Annotated in this window: 16 protein-coding genes; 8 read left to right on the top strand and 8 right to left on the bottom strand. The window is 73.7% G+C overall.

Annotation, left to right across the window (positions count from 1 at the left end):
• Positions 1-34 precede the first annotated feature (34 nt).
• Positions 35-1,336 (bottom strand): M18 family aminopeptidase, encoded by a 1,302-nt coding sequence (locus ACQ614_RS19435; RefSeq protein ID WP_431679797.1) that lies wholly within the window; start codon positions 1,334-1,336, stop codon positions 35-37.
• 267 nt (positions 1,337-1,603) lie between these two features.
• On the bottom strand, positions 1,604-3,433 hold the full coding sequence (locus tag ACQ614_RS19430; RefSeq protein ID WP_431679796.1) for an acyl-CoA dehydrogenase: 1,830 nt from the start codon (positions 3,431-3,433) through the stop codon (positions 1,604-1,606).
• A gap of 213 nt (positions 3,434-3,646) precedes the next feature.
• On the opposite strand from ACQ614_RS19430, the gene ACQ614_RS19425 reads away from it, so the two are divergent.
• Both ACQ614_RS19425 and ACQ614_RS19420 read left to right on the top strand, forming a co-directional pair.
• Positions 3,647-4,138: an SseB family protein gene (locus ACQ614_RS19425; RefSeq protein ID WP_431679795.1), complete on the top strand. Its 492-nt coding sequence runs from the start codon at positions 3,647-3,649 to the stop codon at positions 4,136-4,138.
• A gap of 133 nt (positions 4,139-4,271) precedes the next feature.
• A complete protein-coding gene (locus tag ACQ614_RS19420; RefSeq protein WP_431679794.1) occupies positions 4,272-5,222 on the top strand; it encodes a pirin family protein in 951 nt (316 codons plus the stop codon).
• 29 nt (positions 5,223-5,251) lie between these two features.
• Here the strand turns inward: ACQ614_RS19420 and ACQ614_RS19415 are convergent, their stop codons facing one another.
• Positions 5,252-6,073: an integrase gene (locus ACQ614_RS19415; RefSeq protein ID WP_431679793.1), complete on the bottom strand. Its 822-nt coding sequence runs from the start codon at positions 6,071-6,073 to the stop codon at positions 5,252-5,254.
• Positions 6,074-6,408: 335 nt separating this feature from the next.
• Here ACQ614_RS19415 and ACQ614_RS19410 point away from each other — a divergent pair, with 335 nt between their 5' ends.
• Positions 6,409-6,648 carry a DUF5302 domain-containing protein gene (locus ACQ614_RS19410; protein WP_431679792.1) on the top strand — a complete coding sequence of 80 codons (240 nt, stop codon included), beginning with the start codon at positions 6,409-6,411 and terminating at the stop codon, positions 6,646-6,648.
• Between the two features lie 67 nt (positions 6,649-6,715).
• On the opposite strand, the gene ACQ614_RS19405 is transcribed toward ACQ614_RS19410, so the two are convergent.
• The 5 genes from ACQ614_RS19405 to ACQ614_RS19385 form a co-directional block, all read right to left on the bottom strand.
• Positions 6,716-7,588 (bottom strand): alpha/beta hydrolase, encoded by an 873-nt coding sequence (locus ACQ614_RS19405; protein WP_431679791.1) that lies wholly within the window; start codon positions 7,586-7,588, stop codon positions 6,716-6,718.
• A gap of 113 nt (positions 7,589-7,701) precedes the next feature.
• A complete protein-coding gene (locus ACQ614_RS19400) occupies positions 7,702-8,325 on the bottom strand; it encodes a TetR/AcrR family transcriptional regulator (RefSeq protein WP_431679790.1) in 624 nt (207 codons plus the stop codon).
• A 40-nt stretch (positions 8,326-8,365) separates the two neighbouring features.
• On the bottom strand, positions 8,366-9,640 hold the full coding sequence (locus tag ACQ614_RS19395; RefSeq protein WP_431679789.1) for an amidase: 1,275 nt from the start codon (positions 9,638-9,640) through the stop codon (positions 8,366-8,368).
• Positions 9,641-9,694: 54 nt separating this feature from the next.
• Positions 9,695-9,925: a hypothetical protein gene (locus ACQ614_RS19390; protein ID WP_431679788.1), complete on the bottom strand. Its 231-nt coding sequence runs from the start codon at positions 9,923-9,925 to the stop codon at positions 9,695-9,697.
• 112 nt (positions 9,926-10,037) lie between these two features.
• Positions 10,038-10,688: an ATP-binding protein gene (locus tag ACQ614_RS19385; RefSeq protein ID WP_431679787.1), complete on the bottom strand. Its 651-nt coding sequence runs from the start codon at positions 10,686-10,688 to the stop codon at positions 10,038-10,040.
• 227 nt (positions 10,689-10,915) lie between these two features.
• Here ACQ614_RS19385 and ACQ614_RS19380 point away from each other — a divergent pair, with 227 nt between their 5' ends.
• The 5 genes from ACQ614_RS19380 to ACQ614_RS19360 all read left to right on the top strand — a co-directional run bounded on the left by ACQ614_RS19380 (position 10,916) and on the right by ACQ614_RS19360 (position 15,851).
• Positions 10,916-11,719, top strand: coding sequence for a hypothetical protein (locus ACQ614_RS19380; protein WP_431679786.1), 804 nt, complete (start codon positions 10,916-10,918; stop codon positions 11,717-11,719).
• A gap of 142 nt (positions 11,720-11,861) precedes the next feature.
• Complete coding sequence (locus tag ACQ614_RS19375; RefSeq protein ID WP_431679785.1) at positions 11,862-12,596, top strand: YcnI family copper-binding membrane protein; 735 nt, start codon at positions 11,862-11,864, stop codon at positions 12,594-12,596.
• 80 nt (positions 12,597-12,676) lie between these two features.
• Positions 12,677-13,351 carry an SCO family protein gene (locus ACQ614_RS19370; RefSeq protein WP_431679784.1) on the top strand — a complete coding sequence of 225 codons (675 nt, stop codon included), beginning with the start codon at positions 12,677-12,679 and terminating at the stop codon, positions 13,349-13,351.
• Entirely contained in the window at positions 13,348-13,824 is a 477-nt protein-coding gene (locus ACQ614_RS19365; RefSeq protein ID WP_431679783.1) for a copper chaperone PCu(A)C, read from the top strand. The genes ACQ614_RS19370 and ACQ614_RS19365 overlap by 4 nt, the downstream gene beginning before the upstream one ends.
• A 5-nt stretch (positions 13,825-13,829) precedes the next feature.
• Positions 13,830-15,851: a FixH family protein gene (locus ACQ614_RS19360; RefSeq protein ID WP_431679782.1), complete on the top strand. Its 2,022-nt coding sequence runs from the start codon at positions 13,830-13,832 to the stop codon at positions 15,849-15,851.
• The last annotated feature ends 96 nt before the right edge of the window (positions 15,852-15,947 follow it).

The raw sequence follows: 15,947 nt of genomic DNA, 5'->3' as shown, positions 1-15,947 counted from the left end.
CCCCACCGCCCGCGCACCGGCCCCCGGCCCCGGCTCAGCCCTCCAGGAACGCCTTGAGCGCGCTCGCCAGCAGGTACGGGTCCTCCGCGCCGCACAGCTCGCGCGCCGAGTGCATGGAGAGCGCGGCGATGCCGCAGTCCACGGTGGTGATGCCGAGCCGGGCGGCGGTGATCGGGCCGATCGTGGTGCCGCAGGGCATGGCGTTGTTGGAGACGAAGGTCTGCCACGGCACGCCGGCCTTCTCGCAGGCGGCGGCGAACACCGCCCGGCCGACGCCGTCGGTGGCGTACCGGTTGTTGACGTTCACCTTGAGGATCGGGCCGCCGTTGGGCATCGGGTGGTGCCCGGGCTCGTGCCGCTCGCTGTAGTTGGGGTGGACGGCGTGCCCCATGTCGGAGGAGAGGCAGACCGTGCCGGCCAGCGCCCGGGCGCGGTCCTCGGCGGTGCCGCCGCGGGCGAGGACGCTGCGCTCCAGCACGTTGCCGAGCAGCGGGCTCTGCGCGCCGGTGTCGGACTCGCTGCCGGTCTCCTCGTGGTCGAAGGCGGCCAGCACCGGGATGTACGGCAGGGTGGCGTCGCCGGTGGCGACGGCGGCCAGCGCGGCGGTGGCGGCGTGCACCGAGAGCAGGTTGTCCAGGCGCGGGCCGGCGAGCAGCTCGCGGTCGCGGCCGAGGTAGGACGGCGGCTGCACGTCGTGGGTCATGAGGTCCCAGCCGACCACGTCGTCGGCGGCCACGCCGGCCTTGGCCGCGACGTACTCGACCAGGGCGCCCTCGGTCACCTCGCCGATCCCCCAGATCGGTGTGAGGTGGCGCTGCTTGTCGAGCTTGAGGCCCTCGTTGACCGCCCGGTCCAGGTGGATGGCGAGCTGCGGGACGCGCAGCAGCGGCTCGTCGATCTGCACCAGCCGGGCGGTGCCGTCGCGCAGCGCGAGCCGGCCGGAGACGCCGAGGTCGCGGTCGAGCCAGGTGTTCAGCGGGACGCCGCCGTAGATCTCGACGGCGACCTGGCGCCAGCCGGCCGAGCCGGTGTCCGGGATCGGCTTGACCCGGAGGTTGGGCGAGTCGGTGTGCGTGCCGACCACGCGGAACGGCGTCTCCGGCCCGGCCCCCTCGGGCACGTACCACGCGATCAGCGCGCCGCCGCGGACGAGGTACCGGCCGCCGGCCTCGGCCCCCCAGGCGTCGGTCTCCAGGACCCGGCGGAAGCCCGCCTTCTCCAGGCGCTCGGCCGAGGCGGCCACCGCGTGGTACGGCGAGGGCGCGGCGCCGAGGTAGGCGATCAGATCGTCGGTGTGCGTCCGGTCGAAGTAGGCCGGGCGGTCGGCGGTCGACATGCTGCTCCTGGGTTGAGGGAGGTCGGACGCCGGATGGGGGTACCGGCTCCGCATCTGAGCATATGCCCGTACACGGACATGACGCGGCGAACTCAAAAACGGTGACACAACGGTGAGGGCGCCGGGACACAGCGCACTCCTGACCGGACGTCAAGCAGTTCTCGACGGGGGGTTTGCCCGCATCCGTCCGGTGCGGAAACGCCGTGGGGCCCGGTCGTCGGACCGGGCCCCACGGCGTGAGGGTGTGTCAGGCAGACTTCAGGGGCCTCAGAAGGCCTCCTCCGCGAGCTCCATGATCTCGTTGTCCACGGCCTCCGCGATCAGGCGCTGCGGGGCGGTGGTGGGGAGGATGTTGCGGGCGAAGAAGCGGGCCGCGGCGACCTTGCCCTGGTAGAACGGCACGTCCTTCTCGGAGGCGCCGGCCTCGAGCTTGGCCAGCGCGACGGCGGCCTGGCGGAGCAGCAGCCAGCCGATCACGACGTCGCCGGAGACCATGAGCAGGCGGGTGGTGTTGAGGCCCACCTTGTACATGTTGGTGACGTCCTGCTGGACGGCGGTCAGGTCGGCGAGGAGCTTGCCGACGATGGCCTCCAGGTCGCCGGCGGCCTTGCCGAGCGCCTCGCGCTCGGTGGCCAGGGCGTCGCCGCCCTCACCGGTGGCGATGAACTTCTGGATCTGCTCGGAGACGGCGGTGAGCGCCTGGCCGCCGTCCTTGACGATCTTGCGGAAGAAGAAGTCCTGGCCCTGGATGGCCGTGGTGCCCTCGTAGAGGGTGTCGATCTTGGCGTCCCGGATGTACTGCTCGATCGGGTACTCCTGCAGGTAGCCGGAGCCGCCGAAGGTCTGCAGGGACTGGGCGAGCTGCTCGTAGGACTTCTCCGAGCCGTAGCCCTTGACGATCGGCAGGAGCAGGTCGTTCAGGCGCTCGGCGGCCTCGTCGGACTCGCCGCGCAGGCGGGCGGCCAGCACGTCGTCCTGGACGGAGGCGGTGTAAAGCACCAGGGCGCGCATGCCCTCGGCGTACGCCTTCTGCGTCAGCAGCGAGCGGCGGACGTCCGGGTGGTGGGTGATGGTGACGCGCGGGGCGGTCTTGTCCAGGAAGTTGGCGATGTCCGCGCCCTGCACGCGCTCCTTGGCGTACTCGAGGGCGTTCAGGTAGCCGGTGGACAGGGTGGCGATCGCCTTCGTGCCGACCATCATGCGGGCGAACTCGATGATCTTGAACATCTGGCGGATGCCGTCGACCTTCTCGCCGAGCAGCCAGCCCTTGGCCGGGTGCTTGGCGCCGAAGGTCATCTCGCAGGTGTTCGAGGCCTTGAGGCCCATCTTGTGCTCGACGTTGGTGGCGTAGACACCGTTGCGCTCGCCGAGCTCGCCGGTCTCCCAGTCGAAGTCGTACTTCGGCACGATGTAGAGGCCGAGGCCCTTGGTGCCGGGCTTGCCGCCCTCGGGGCGGGCCAGCACCAGGTGGATGATGTTGTCGGACATGTCGTGCTCACCGGAGGTGATGAAGCGCTTCACGCCCTCGATGTGCCAGGAGCCGTCCTCCTGCTTGATCGCCTTGGTGCGGCCGGCGCCGACGTCCGAACCGGCGTCCGGCTCGGTCAGCACCATGGTGGCGCCCCAGAGGCCGTCGACCATGCGCTGGGCGACCTTGTGCTGCTCCTCGGTGCCCTCCTCGTAGACGACGCCGGCGAAGGCCGGGCCGGAGGAGTACATCCAGATGGCGGGGTTGGAGCCGAGGATCTGCTCCGCGTAGGCCCAGACCAGGGAGGACGGGGTGACCTGGCCGCCGATGCCCTCCGGGATGCCCAGGCGCCACCACTCGGCGTCCATGAAGGTCTGGTAGCTCTTCTTGAAGGTGGCCGGGATCGGCGCGGTGTTGGTCTCCGGGTCGAAGACCGGCGGGGTGCGGTCGGTGTCGGTGAACGACGCGGCGAGGTCGTTCTCGGCGAGGCGGGAGATCTCGCTGAGGATGTTCTTCGCGGTGTCGACGTCCATGTCGGCGAACGGACCGGTGCCGTACACCTGGTCGCGGCCGAACACCTCGAACAGGTTGAACTCCACGTCCCGCAGGTTGGACTTGTAGTGACCCATGACCGTTTCTCCGGTTCGTCTGCTTGCCGTGGGCCCGCCGATCGAGCGCCACTTACCCACCAGTACGCACCATGATGCTACCCGGCAGTAACTTGTTCAAGCCCTCGCACGGCAAAGCCTTATGAACGTGGTCACGTCCCACAACCGCAGCCGCGGCCGCATTGTGCGGTCCACCCGCTCCCCGGAGGCGCCCGGCCCGCTAGCCTGGTCCCCGTGTACGGCTACGAGCAGACCGCGTACCAGGACCCCTACCAGCAGCAGGCGGGGATGAACGGCATGCCCGGCCCCGGCCCGTACGGCGACCCGCAGCAGGGGGCGGCCCAGCAGTCCCTCTACCCGGAGCCCTCGCCGCCCTCGCTGGCCGACGCGGTCCGGGCGTTCACCACCGGATCGATGCCGGTCGAGGACTTCCAGGCGATCTTCATCACCTCCAAGGTGCACTGCCCGCGCGGCGACCGCCCCGGCTTCCTCGCCCTGCACAACACCCCGACCCCGGTGATCCCGATGTTCAGCTCGCTCAAGGAGCTGAGGCGCTACGCCGGCAAGGAGTCCAAGCACTTCAGCGTCACCGGCGCCGAGGTGCTCGACCTGCTGCCGACGGGCTACGGCTTCGCGCTCGACATGGAGGGCGAACACCGCATGGTCTTCGACGCCAAGGCCGTCGAGCAGATGGTCGACTTCACCATGCGCCGGATGTACGGCTGACCCCACACCCCGCGGGAGGCGTGCGGCCTCCCGCCGACCTTTCACCATTTAGTTCAACATTCAACTTGCAGTTGGTTGATGATTGAACTAACCTGTCGGACGTAGGCCACAGACCCCTCCGAAGGAGGCCGACATGCCCGCCGTGACCGTCGAGAACCCGCTGACCCTTCCGCGCGTCGCCACCCCCGACCCCGCCGTCGCGGGCGCCCGGCCGGTGCTGGCCGTCGCCACCGCGCCGGAGGGCTTCGAGGGCGAGGGCTTCCCCGTCCGCCGCGCCTTCGCCAAGATCAACACCAAGTTCCTCGACCCGTTCATCATGATGGACCAGATGGGCGAGGTGGAGTACGCCGCCGGCGAGCCCAAGGGCACCCCCTGGCACCCGCACCGCGGCTTCGAGACCGTCACCTACCTGATCGACGGCGAGTTCATCCACAAGGACTCGCACGGCGGCGGCGGCCACCTCGGCGGCGGCGACACCCAGTGGATGACGGCCGGCTCCGGCATCCTGCACATCGAGACCCCGCCCGAGTCGCTGGTGCTGAGCGGCGGCCTGTTCCACGGCATCCAGCTGTGGGTCAACCTGCCGGCGAGCGACAAGATGACCCAGCCGCGGTATCAGGACATCCACGGCGGCCACGTGAAGCTGCTGACCAGCCCGGACGGCGGCGCCGTCCTGCGGCTGATCGCCGGCGAGCTCGACGGCCACCAGGGCCCGGGCGCCACCCACACCCCGATCACCCTGCTGCACGCCACGATCACCCCGGGTGCCTCGATCACCCTGCCCTGGCGGCCGGACTTCAACGCCCTGGCCTACGTGCTCAACGGCGACGGCACCGTCGGCACCGAGCGGCGGCCGGTCCGCACCGGGCAGGCCGTGGTCTTCGGCGACGGCGACACCATCACCATCGCCGCCGACGCCAAGCAGGATTCGCGCCACCCCAACCTGGACGTGATCGTCCTGGGCGGGCAGCCGATCCGGGAGCCGGTCGCCTGGTACGGGCCGTTCGTGATGAACAGCCACCGGGAGCTGGAGCAGGCGATGAAGGACTTCCAGTCCGGCTCCTTCGGTCACCCGATCGACTGACCGTGAGGTCCGGGGCCCCTCCGGGGGCCTCAGATCCGGGCGTAGAGGGCGCAGGCGTCGTCCGACTTCTTGCCCCTCGGCCACTGCGCGCAGTCGGCGTCGGCCTCCTCGACCGCCCGCACCTGGGCGATCAGCTCGGCCGGCCCCGACTCCGCCAGCAGCCGCAGCGCGTCCGACCAGCTGCCGAGCCCGAACCGCTCGGTGAAGCGGGCCGCGCCGTCGGTCAGCGCGGCCACCCCGCGCAGGTCGGCGAGCGGCACGAAGCCGGTCTCGGCGTGCTCGGCCGCACGCGGGGCGGCGGCCGCGATCCACGGCCCCTGCCCCGAGTTCCGCGCCGTGCGGACGGCCTGGGCGTACGCCATGTACAGCTCGGACCGCTCCGCGCTGCCGGGCACGGTCGTCCAGACCTGCCGGCGCAGCAGCTCGCCGCCCGGGAAGCGCTGGTTGTCCCCGATCACCCGGGGCGCGCCCTTCCGGGGGTGCAGCACCAGCAGGGAGTCCCCGAGCACGAGGTACTCCAGCGAGCCGCCGGTCAGCCTGGCGGCGACCACCATCGCGGCCGGGGTGTTGGGGTTGGCGAGGTCGCAGCGCCCGCCGTGCAGGGCGGCCGTCTCCGCGATGGCGTCGGCCAGGCACTCGGCGATCGAGCGGTCGGCCCGGTCGGTGAGCCGGGCGAGGAGGTGCACGCCGAGCCTTCTCGCGTACCAGGCGGTGCCGTGGCGGCACCCTGATTCCATCCCCTCCGGCATGCTGGAACCGTCCAGCAGCACCAGTGCTTCGGCAGAGGCGGCGGCGAAGTCCTCGCTCTCGCGGCCCGGCCCGTACGGTTCTCCGGCGAGCTGTACCTGCATCCGACCAGTCTGGGGGCGGGCGGGCGCCCGGTACAGGGGTCGGACGGCCTTCTGCGCGACGGCGCGGCGTGCGCCGGAGCGCGCGGTGGCGACCGGGCGGAGCGCGGCATACCGTCGAAAGATCAACCGGTCCCGCCCTGGAGTGTGCGATGGTCTGGCAGTTCTTCGTCCTGGTGATCGCGTCCATCGGCTTCCCGATCCTCGCGCTCTTCTACCTGATCGGCGGGCCGCGCTTCCCCGACGAAGTGAAATGAGCCCGACACTCGGCGGCAGGCATGGCAGGGTGTGCACTGCACACGGCCCCCGCCCCGGGGGCCCGTACCGGAGGTCGCGTCATGAGCCAGGAAGCAGCCCCACCCGCCGAGCAGCCGGAGGCCGCGGCCGCCCCGGCCGACGCGCCGACCGAGGCGCCCGCCCAGGACGACGTCAAGGCGAAGTTCCTCGCCGCGCTGGAGCGCAAGCACGGCGGCCGCGCGTCCGGCGGCGCCGGACAGGGCGGGGACGCGTCGAAGATCCACGGCACCCACGGTGCCGCGGGCGGCAAGCGCACGTTCCGCCGCAAGAGCGGCGGCTGACCCCACGCGAAGCCTGATGCAGCACCGGAGGGCGGCCCCGCACAGGGGCCCGCCCTCCGGCGTCGTGTCAGGCAGTGCTGGGCGCCGGCCTGGCGCTCGGCTCGGCCAGGAAGCCCAGCGCGTTGTCGAGGACGGAGGGCTCGGTGAGCACCCGCCGGTGGCCGAGCCGCCGGGTGGTGAGCAGCTCGACGCGGTCGCCGTACGCCGCCTTCAGCCGGTGGGCGTGCCGGATCGGCACCATCGGGTCGTCCTCGTCGTGCACCACCAGGGTGGGCGGCACCGATGCGGCCGGCTGCCGGGTGGAGTCGAAGCTGTCCCACACCGAGTCCACCTCCGGGAAGAGCACGGTCTCGATCCGGTGGGCGAGTTCGGTGCCGAGCCGCTCGGAGAGCCCCAGTTGGTGGCGGAAGCCGTCGACCAGGAAGCGGATGTCGGTCACCCCGGCGACCGCCACCACCCGGCCGACCGGCACGCCGCCGCCGAGCGCGAGGAACGTGGCGGCCACTCCGAAGGAGTGCGCCACCGCGGCCTCGAAGGGCCCGTGCCGCTCGTGCAGCCGGCCGATGATCTCCCGGTACTCCAGGATCGTGGTGGTCCGGCCGCCGGAGTCGCCGTGGCCGGGTGCGTCGAAGGCGACCGGGCTGAGTCCCGCCGCGAGCAGCCGGGACACCCACGGGGCGAAGCGCGAGGCGCGGGACTGCCAGCCGTGCACCAGCAGGACGGGACGGGTGCCGTCGCCCCAGCGGTAGACCGTGGTGCGCTTGCCCGCGACGGTGAGGTGCTCGGTTCGCGCCCGGTCGTGGACCTCGCGCTCGGCGGTGCGGACCCGGCTGCGTCCGCCGGGTCGGCGGAAGATCTCGAAGGTGGCGCGGCCGGCGAGGCCCGGGGAGAGCAGCGCGGTGCTGTTGAGCGTGCGGCCGAGCAGGGCGTAGGTGTCCATGGGGTCTCCCCGGTGGTGGTGCGGGGCGGGTGGAGCCTGACGGGGAAAAATATTAGCACGACCGTTCGTGCAGTTTTAGGGGGACGGAAATGCGGTGACGGTGCGGGAAGGGGTCAGGCCGCGGTGGACGCCTGGTCGAGCAGCCGGGCGACACCGGCCGCCGCCAGGTCGTAGCGGTTCTCCTCGCCGTACAGCAGCGACTGGGCGTTGGCCGTCTCCAGCAGGCTGATCAGCGAGAAGACCAGCAGGTCCAGGTCGGTGTCGGCGCTCAGCTCGCCGGCCGCCCGGGCGGCGCGCGCCAGGTCGGTCATGTGGCCCTCCCAGGCCCGGGCGACCACCGCGAGGGCGTCCCGCACCGGCCCCGGCCGGGCGTCGAACTCCGCCGACACCGCGTAGAAGAAGCAGCCCCCGGGGAACACCCGGCGCCGCGAGTACGCCAGCCAGGACTCGCAGAGGGCGCGCAGCCGGCCGAGCCCGAACGGCAGGCCGTCGACCGGGGCGACCACGGCGTCGTAGAAGATCCGCTGGGCAGCCCGCACGGTGGCCAGCTGCAGCCCCTCCTTGGAACCGAAGCTCGCGAACACGCCGCTCTTGCTCAGCCCCAGGTCGGTGGCGAGCCTGCCGATCGACAGCGCCTCCAGGCCCTCGACCGAGGCGAGCTCCACGGCGCGCCCCAGCACCGCGCGGCGGGTCTCGTTGCCCCGCTGCACCCGGCCGTCCGTGGTCGGCGCCTCCACCGCGCTCCTCCCGTCCCGGCGGTTGCTGTCGGCGGCCAGCCTACGCCGCGAGGCGGCCCTCGATCACGGCCGCGCGGGCGAGCAGCGCCTCGTCACCGCCCTCCGCCCCCACGCACTGCAGGCCCAGCGGCAGACCGTCCAGCCGTCCGGCCGGCAGCGAGACCGCGGGCAGCCCCGCGTGGCTCCACGGCAGCGACATCACGGCACTGCCGGTCGAGTCCAGGCCGAGCGGGGCCGGGCCGGTCGCGGCGGGCGTCACCCAGACGTCGACCCCGTGCTCCGCCGCCACCCCGGCCACTCGCCGCCGGAAGTCGGCGCGGGCGGCCAGCGCGGCCGCGTAGTCCGCCCGGTCGATCTCCCGGCCGTGCCGGACGGCGGCCACCGTCTCCGGCCGGTACAGGCTGCCGAAGCGGGTGAACAGCTCGTGGTGCACCTGCGCCAGCTCGTACCGGATGATCGTCCGCAGGTGGTGCTGGACGGCCTCGAAGTCGCCCAGCACGTCGACCCGGCGCACCGGCAGGCCGAGCTGCTCCACCGTGCGCTCGAAGGCGGCCAGCGCCTGCGGGCGGACCTCGTCCAGGTAGCCGCCGACCGGCACGCCCAGCACCGGCTCCGCCGCCGGGGCCGGCTCCTCGCGCCACCCGTCGCAGAGCACCGAGGCCGCCAGCCGCACCCCGGCCGTGTCCGAGGCGAAGCAGCCCATGGTGTCCAGCGTCGGCGCGTGCGCGATCACCCCGTCCACCGGCATCCGGCCGTACGTCGGACGGAAACCGACCACCCCGCAGTACGCCGCCGGGCGGACCACCGAACCCACCGTCTGGCTGCCGATCGCCAACGGCACCAGACCCGCCGCCACCGCCGCCGCCGAACCGCTGCTCGACCCTCCCGGTGTGTGCCCCAGGTCGTACGGGTTCCGGGTCGGGCCCGGCGCCAGTACGGCGAACTCCGCCGTCACCGTCTTGCCCGCGATCAGCACCCCCGCCGCCCGCAGCCGCCCCACCAGGGCGCCCTCCGGGCCCGCCAGCACCCCGGGCGGCAGCGCCGAGCCGCCATGGGTGGGCAGGCCCTCGACGTGCACGATGTCCTTCACCCCGACCGCCACCCCGTACAGCGGCGGGCGGGCGGCGGGCGACGGGTACCGCGCCTCCAACTCCTTGGCGGCAGCGGCGATCCGGTCGTGCCGGCCGGGCTCCGGGACGAAGGCGCGCAACGCCGGGTCGATCCGGTCGATCCGGGTGCAGAGGCGCTCGACGTGCTCGCCGAGCGGGGGGTCGCCGGCGCGGAGGCGGGCGGCGGCGGGGACAAGAGGCGTCATCGGCTCCATGGCGCCCACGCTACGGCTCCGCCGCGGCCCGCACCGGCGGTTCGATCACTCGTGTTCGGCCGGCATGTAGGGCGTCTCGCGCAGGAACAGCGCCCCGCAGGTGTGGCAGTTGAGGTCCGGCGCACGGGACCACAGCTCCGGGTCCTGGGTGAGCGCCGAAGCATCCAACTCCCGTCCACAGAGGGCGACCTCGGTGCCGCCGTGGGCGATGTGCCAGGTCTTCACCCCGTCGGACGGGCCGGACGGACCGTACTCGGCTCGCATCTCGTACCTCATGCCGCCATGCTGCGACGGCCTCCGGCCCACGGCAATCCGGCACGCCCGCCGCTGAAGGGGACTCGCCCCGACACGAGGGGTGCCCCTGTCGGGGTTTGCGTGCAGCGCCTCGTCAGGAGGCGGTGCGGAGGAGGGCGTCGTCCTGCCACTTGAGGATCTTGTCGAAGCTCACGATGGCGCCGCGCAGCGGGTGGTTGCGGAGTTGGACGTGGTCGGTGAGGGCGTGGATGAGGAAGAGGCCCCGGCCGGACTCGGCGGTGAGGTCGGGGAGGACGTCCGGATCGGGGGTGAGGACGGGGAGGAGCCGGCCGGCGGGCAGGACGTGGGTGTCGTACGGGGCGGGGTGTCCGGGCTGCCGCGGCCGGTGGCCGGCGAACAGCGAGGGGCCGAGGCTGGCGCGGCCCCGGCGGTTGCGGCACCGCCGCGGACCGGGGCGGGGTGCGGCGGCGGGCCCGGGGTGGGCCGGCGGGGGGAGCGTGCCGGGCACGGCGGGGGCGATCGGCGGCAGGCCCGGGCCGGAGTCGACGACCTCGATCCGCAGCCGGTCGCCGGCGATGGCGGCGGTGACCTGGAAGCCCTCGTCGGGGCGGCCGGTGACGGCGTGCTCGACGGCGTTGGCGCAGGCTTCGGAGAGTGCCACGCCGAGGTCGTGGGCGATCTGCGGGTCGACACCGGCGGTGTCCATGGCGCCGAGCAGGATGCGGCGGGCGAGCGGCACGCTGGCCGGGTCGCGCTTGAGGTGCAGAGTCCACCAGATGTCCACGGGAGGTCCCTCCTGGCTGCGGCTCCACATACAACTAGGTATCTCCGGGCGTTTCGGCAGTGAACCGTCGGCTCCGGCCGCGACCGCCCGTTCGGCGGATGGACTGATGCGGAACAGTGTGCCGCGCGGCGCGCGTGATGGCGCGCACGCCGGGCCGAAAGGGTCATTCGGCGTATTTCCCACCCTGCCCGTGGTGACGGTGTGAGCGGTGAGATGATGGCCCGGCCATGACTGCCGACCCCGCCGCCGCGTTCGCAGGCGCCGCCGCACCCTCCGACGGGGTGGCGGCCGCAGCCTGGGACCTCCGGGTGGCGCGGGCGGTGCCGTTCGCGCTGGTGTGCACGCTGGTTGCGGCCGCCGGGCACGCGCTGGTGGGTGGCGGGGACGTCGCCCTGCCGGCGCTGGGGCTCGGTTTCACCGCGGTGGTGCTGCTGGCCGCGGCCCTCGGCGGGCGGGAGCGCTCGCTGCCGGCGATCGCCGGGGCGCTTGGTGCCGGGCAGCTCGGTCTGCACCTGCTCTTCCACACGCTGACCCCGGCCCGGGCGCACCACATGGCGGGCATGTCGATGCCGGAGGTCGCCGGGCGGCTGCTCTGCGACGACGTGGCGGGCAACGGTGTCACCCGTGTGCCTGCCGGCACCTCCCCCGAGCAGTTGATCAGCGACGCCGGCCTGGACCCGCACATGTATGCCGCGTCCGGCGCCGGGCATGCCGCCCCGGACCTGTGGGGGACGAGCCCGGCGATGCTGCTGGGCCACCTGCTGGCGGCGGTCGTCGCCGGGTGGTGGCTGCGGCGCGGCGAGGCTGCGCTGTGGCGGCTGGTGCGGCTGACCGCGGAGGCGGCCCGCGAGTGGGCCGCGCCGCTGCGGCGCGCGCTGGTGCTGCTGGCGGCGGTGCTGCTGGGCGGTGTGCCCGCGGCCCGTCCTGCGGTGCCCGGCGGTCGGGCGGCGGACGTGCCGCTGCCCGGGGCCGCGGTCCTGTTGCACAGCGTGGTCCGGCGGGGTCCGCCGACGGGGGCGTTCGCGCGCTGAGCGGCCCGGGGCACCGGGTTCGCGGCGCGCAGTCCGGCCGTTCCCGCACGGAGTCGGGACGGCCCGTACCGCCCCACCCGAAGCCCGGTGCATGCCGCGGCCGTTGCCGCCGTGCACCCCGCTCCCCTTGGAGAGACCTGTCATGCGTACCACTTCCGCCCGCCGGACCGCCCTCGCCGCCGCCGTCGCCGGTGCCGCCCTCGTCGCGTTGGCCGGCCCGGCCTCCGCCCACGTCACCGTCCAGCCGGGCAGCGTCCCGCAGGGCGGCTACACCGCCGTGGCGTTCCGGGTGCCGGACGAGAGCGACACCGCCTCCACCGTGAAGCTGGAGGTCAGCCTGCCGATGGACCACCCGATGGCGTCGGTGCGCATCCAGCCGCTGCCGGGCTGGACGGCCGTCCTGGAGAAGTCGAAGCTCGACAAGCCGCTGAGCTCGCACGGCAAGGAGATCACCGAGGCCGTCTCCAAGATCACCTGGACCGCGGACGCCGGCACCAGGATCGCCCCCGGCCAGTTCCAGGAGTTCCGGGTCTCGCTCGGCGCCCTGCCGACCGACACCGACAAGCTGACCTTCAAGGCCCTGCAGACCTACGACAACGGCGACGTCGTCCGCTGGATCGAGGAGGCCAAGGAGGGCCAGCCCGAGCCCGCCAAGCCGGCCCCGGTGCTGACCCTCACCAAGGCCGCCGCCACCGCCGCCGCCGCGCCGGCCGCCGACCAGCACGCCTCCCAGGACTCCCACGGCGACAAGGCCGCCGCGAGCACGGGTGACGACTCCACCGCCCGCACCCTCGGTGTGGTCGGCATCGTCGTCGGCGTGATCGGCGCCGCCCTCGGCGTCGCCGGCCTCCGCCGCAAGAGCGGCACCGCCTCCTGACCGGGCGCCCGGCGGGGCCGCACCCCTGGTGCGGCCCCGCCGGGCCGAGCCACCACCGCACGATCGGAAACCCCAACGCCATGGCCCACACCCCCCGTCCGAAGGCCCGGCTGCTCGGCGCGGCCGCCCTGGCCCTGTCCGGCGCCCTCGCGCTCACCGCCTGCTCCTCCTCCGCCGGCAGCGGCACCGGCGCGGCGACGGTACGCAAGGAGAGCAGCGGCTCCGCGTACCAGGGCAGTGTGCTGAGCAAGCACTTCGACAAGCCCGACCTGGTGCTGACCGACACCTCCGGCCAACCGTTCGACCTGCGCAAGCAGACCGCCGGCCGGTCCGTGGTGCTGTTCTTCGGCTACACCAGCTGCCCCGACGTCTGCCCCACCACGATGGGCGACATCGGCGTGGCGATGTCGAAGCTGTCCGCCGAGGAGCAGAAGAAGATCGACGTCGTGTTCGTGTCCACCGACCCCGAGCGGGACACGCCGAAGGTGCTGCGCACCTGGCTGGACTCGATGGGCAGCGGCTTCATCGGCCTCACCGGCGACCTCGCCAAGGTGAAGGCCGCCGCCCGGACGGTGGGCGTCGCGGTGCAGGACCCGGTGGTCAACGCGGACGGCACCGTCACCTCCGCGCACGGCGCCCAGGTGCTGGCCTTCATGCCCTCCGACGACAAGGCGCACGTGCTGTGGATGGGCAGCAGCACCGTCCAGACCTACACCCACGACCTGGCGCTGCTCGCCAAGGGGGTGCCGGCATGAGCCGCGCCTTCCGCCGCTCGGCGCTGATCGGCGCGGGTCTCGCCACCGTGCTGACCGCCGGGACGATACTCGTGGCGTGCGGGACGGGAACCGACGACGGGCGCGCCGAGCTCAGCATCAGGGACAGCTACGTCCCGCTGCCCGCCCTGCCCGGCGGCATGGGCGCCGGCTACCTCACCGTGCACAACGACGGCGGGACGGCCGACCGGCTGGTCGCGGTGACCAGCCCGGACGCCGGGTCCGTCACCATGCACACCTCCGGCGGGTCCTCGATGACCGCGGTCGACAGCCTCCAGGTGCCGGCGCACGGCGAGCTGGAACTGGCCCGGGGCGGCCACCACCTCATGATCATGGGATGGCAGAAGCAGCCCGCCGTGGGCGACGAACTCGAACTGGACCTCACCTTCGCCAAGAGCGGCACCATCACCGTCACCGTGCCGGTGAAGCCGCTCACCTACCGGCCCGGGAGCTGACACACATGCTGAGGAGAGTCGCGGCACTGCTGGCCGTGCTGGCGGCGGCCGCCGCGGTGCTGCTGGGCAGCGCCGGCACCGCCGCCGCGCACGCCACGCTGGTCTCCACCGACCCGGCGCAGGGCTCGGTCGCCGCCACCGCGCCCGCCGCCGTCACGCTCACCTTCAGCGAGGGGGTCTCGCTCACCGCCGACTCGGTGCGGGTCCTCGACCCGGCCGGGAAGCAGGTGGACAACGGCGACGCGAGCCACGTCGACGGCAAGGACGCCAGCGCCCGGGTGACCCTGCGCCCCGGCGTCGGCAACGGCACCTACACCGTGGCCTGGCGGGCGGTCTCCGAGGACTCCCACCCGGTCGGCGGGGCGTTCACCTTCTCGATCGGCGCGCCGTCCGACACCAGCGTCTCCGCCTCCTCGGTGCAGGGCGCCGAGCCGGACGCGGTGGTCGCCGCCGCGTACGGCACCGCCCGCACCGTCGCTTACGCGGCGTTCGCGCTGCTGGTGGGGGCCGTCGCGTTCGTGCTGATCTGCTGGCCGCGCGGTGCCGCCGTGCACCCGGTGCAGCGCCTGATGATGACCGGCTGGATCGCCCTGCTGGTGTCGACCGTCGCGGTGCTGCTGCTGCGCGGCCCGTACGAGCGCGGCACCGGGATCTCGCAGGCCTTCGACCTCTCCCTGGTGCGGGCCACCCTGGACGAGCGGATCGGCACGGCGCTCGCCGCCCGGCTGCTGCTGCTCGCCGCCGGCGGCGTCTTCCTGTCGCTGCTGGTCGGCCAGCTCGGGCAGGAACGCGGCACGGAGCCTGCGGCCGACGCCGAGGACGGCGCTCCGGAGGAGGGCGGCTCCGCGGCGGCCGGTACGCCGGACGGCGAGGAGGCCGAGCTGCGCGCCCTGGAGCGGCGGGCGGCCGAACGGCCGCTGCGCGACGCCCGGCTGGGCCTGGGGGTGGCCGGCGCGGTGCTCGCCGTCGCACTGAGCGCGACCTGGGTCGGGGCCGACCACTCCTCCGTCGGCATCCAGGTGCCGCTGGCGCTGCCCATGGCGGCCCTGCACCTGCTGGCGATGGCGCTCTGGCTGGGCGGCCTGGCCACCCTGCTGGTGGGGTTGCGGCACGGGGTGCCGACCGCGGCGGTCGAGCTGTTCTCCAAGCTGGCGCTGGCCGCCGTGACCGTGCTGACGGTGACCGGTGTCTACCAGTCCTGGCGCGGTCTCGGCAGCTGGAGCGCGCTGGTCGACACCGAGTACGGGCGGCTGCTGCTGATCAAGACCGGGTTGGTGGCGGCGATGGTCGGCCTGGCCTGGATCTCCCGCGCCTGGGTCGCCCGGCTGCGGGCGGCCGGCGCCGAGGCGCCCGCGGCCGAGTCGGGGTCGGAGGCCGACGAGGCGGCGGAGGCCGCCGTGGGGACGAAGAAGAACGCGGCCGAGGGCGGTGCCGACCCGGCACGGCAGGCCCAGCTGGCCCGCCAGCAGGCCGCCCGCGACCGGGCGGCCGAGCGGCGCGTCCGCGACGGGGGCCCGGCCAGGTCCGGGCTGCGGCGGACGGTGCTGGTGGAGTCCGTGGTCGCGGTCGCCGTGCTGGTGGTGACCACCATGCTGACCAACTCGCCGCCCGGCCGGGTGGCCGAGGCGGTCGCCGCGACCTCGCAGTCCCCGGCGGCGCCCGGGGCGTCCACCGTGCCGGGCCGGACGGTGGAACTGAAGCTGCCGTACGACACCGGCGGCCGCACGCCCAACGCCAAGGGCACCGCGACGGTGACCGTCAACCCGGTCGCCACCGGCCCGAACGAGGTGCAGCTGAAGCTGGACGACTCCTCGGGCAGGCCGGTCGAGGTGCCGGAGGTGCAGCTCGCCTTCACCCTGCCCGACCGCGACCTCGGCCCGCTGCCGGTGACGCTGGCCGCACAGGGCACCGGGCGCTGGACGGGGACCGCGCAGCTGCCGCTGGCAGGGAACTGGGTGGTGTCCGTGACGGTGCGGTCCTCGGACATCGACCAGGTGACGGCGACCGAGCAGCTGAAGGTCGGCTGAGCGCGTCCCCGGGCCGTGGCGGCCGTCCGGAAGTGCCGGAGGGCACTCGGTGACATGCCCGGCCCGGGGCGGCGACCAGTGGGCGAAACGGTGTCC

This window comes from Kitasatospora dryopteridis, assembly GCF_050749075.1.
Classification (GTDB): Bacteria; Actinomycetota; Actinomycetes; order Streptomycetales; family Streptomycetaceae; genus Kitasatospora.
This window is presented reverse-complemented; position numbering and strand designations above follow the sequence as displayed.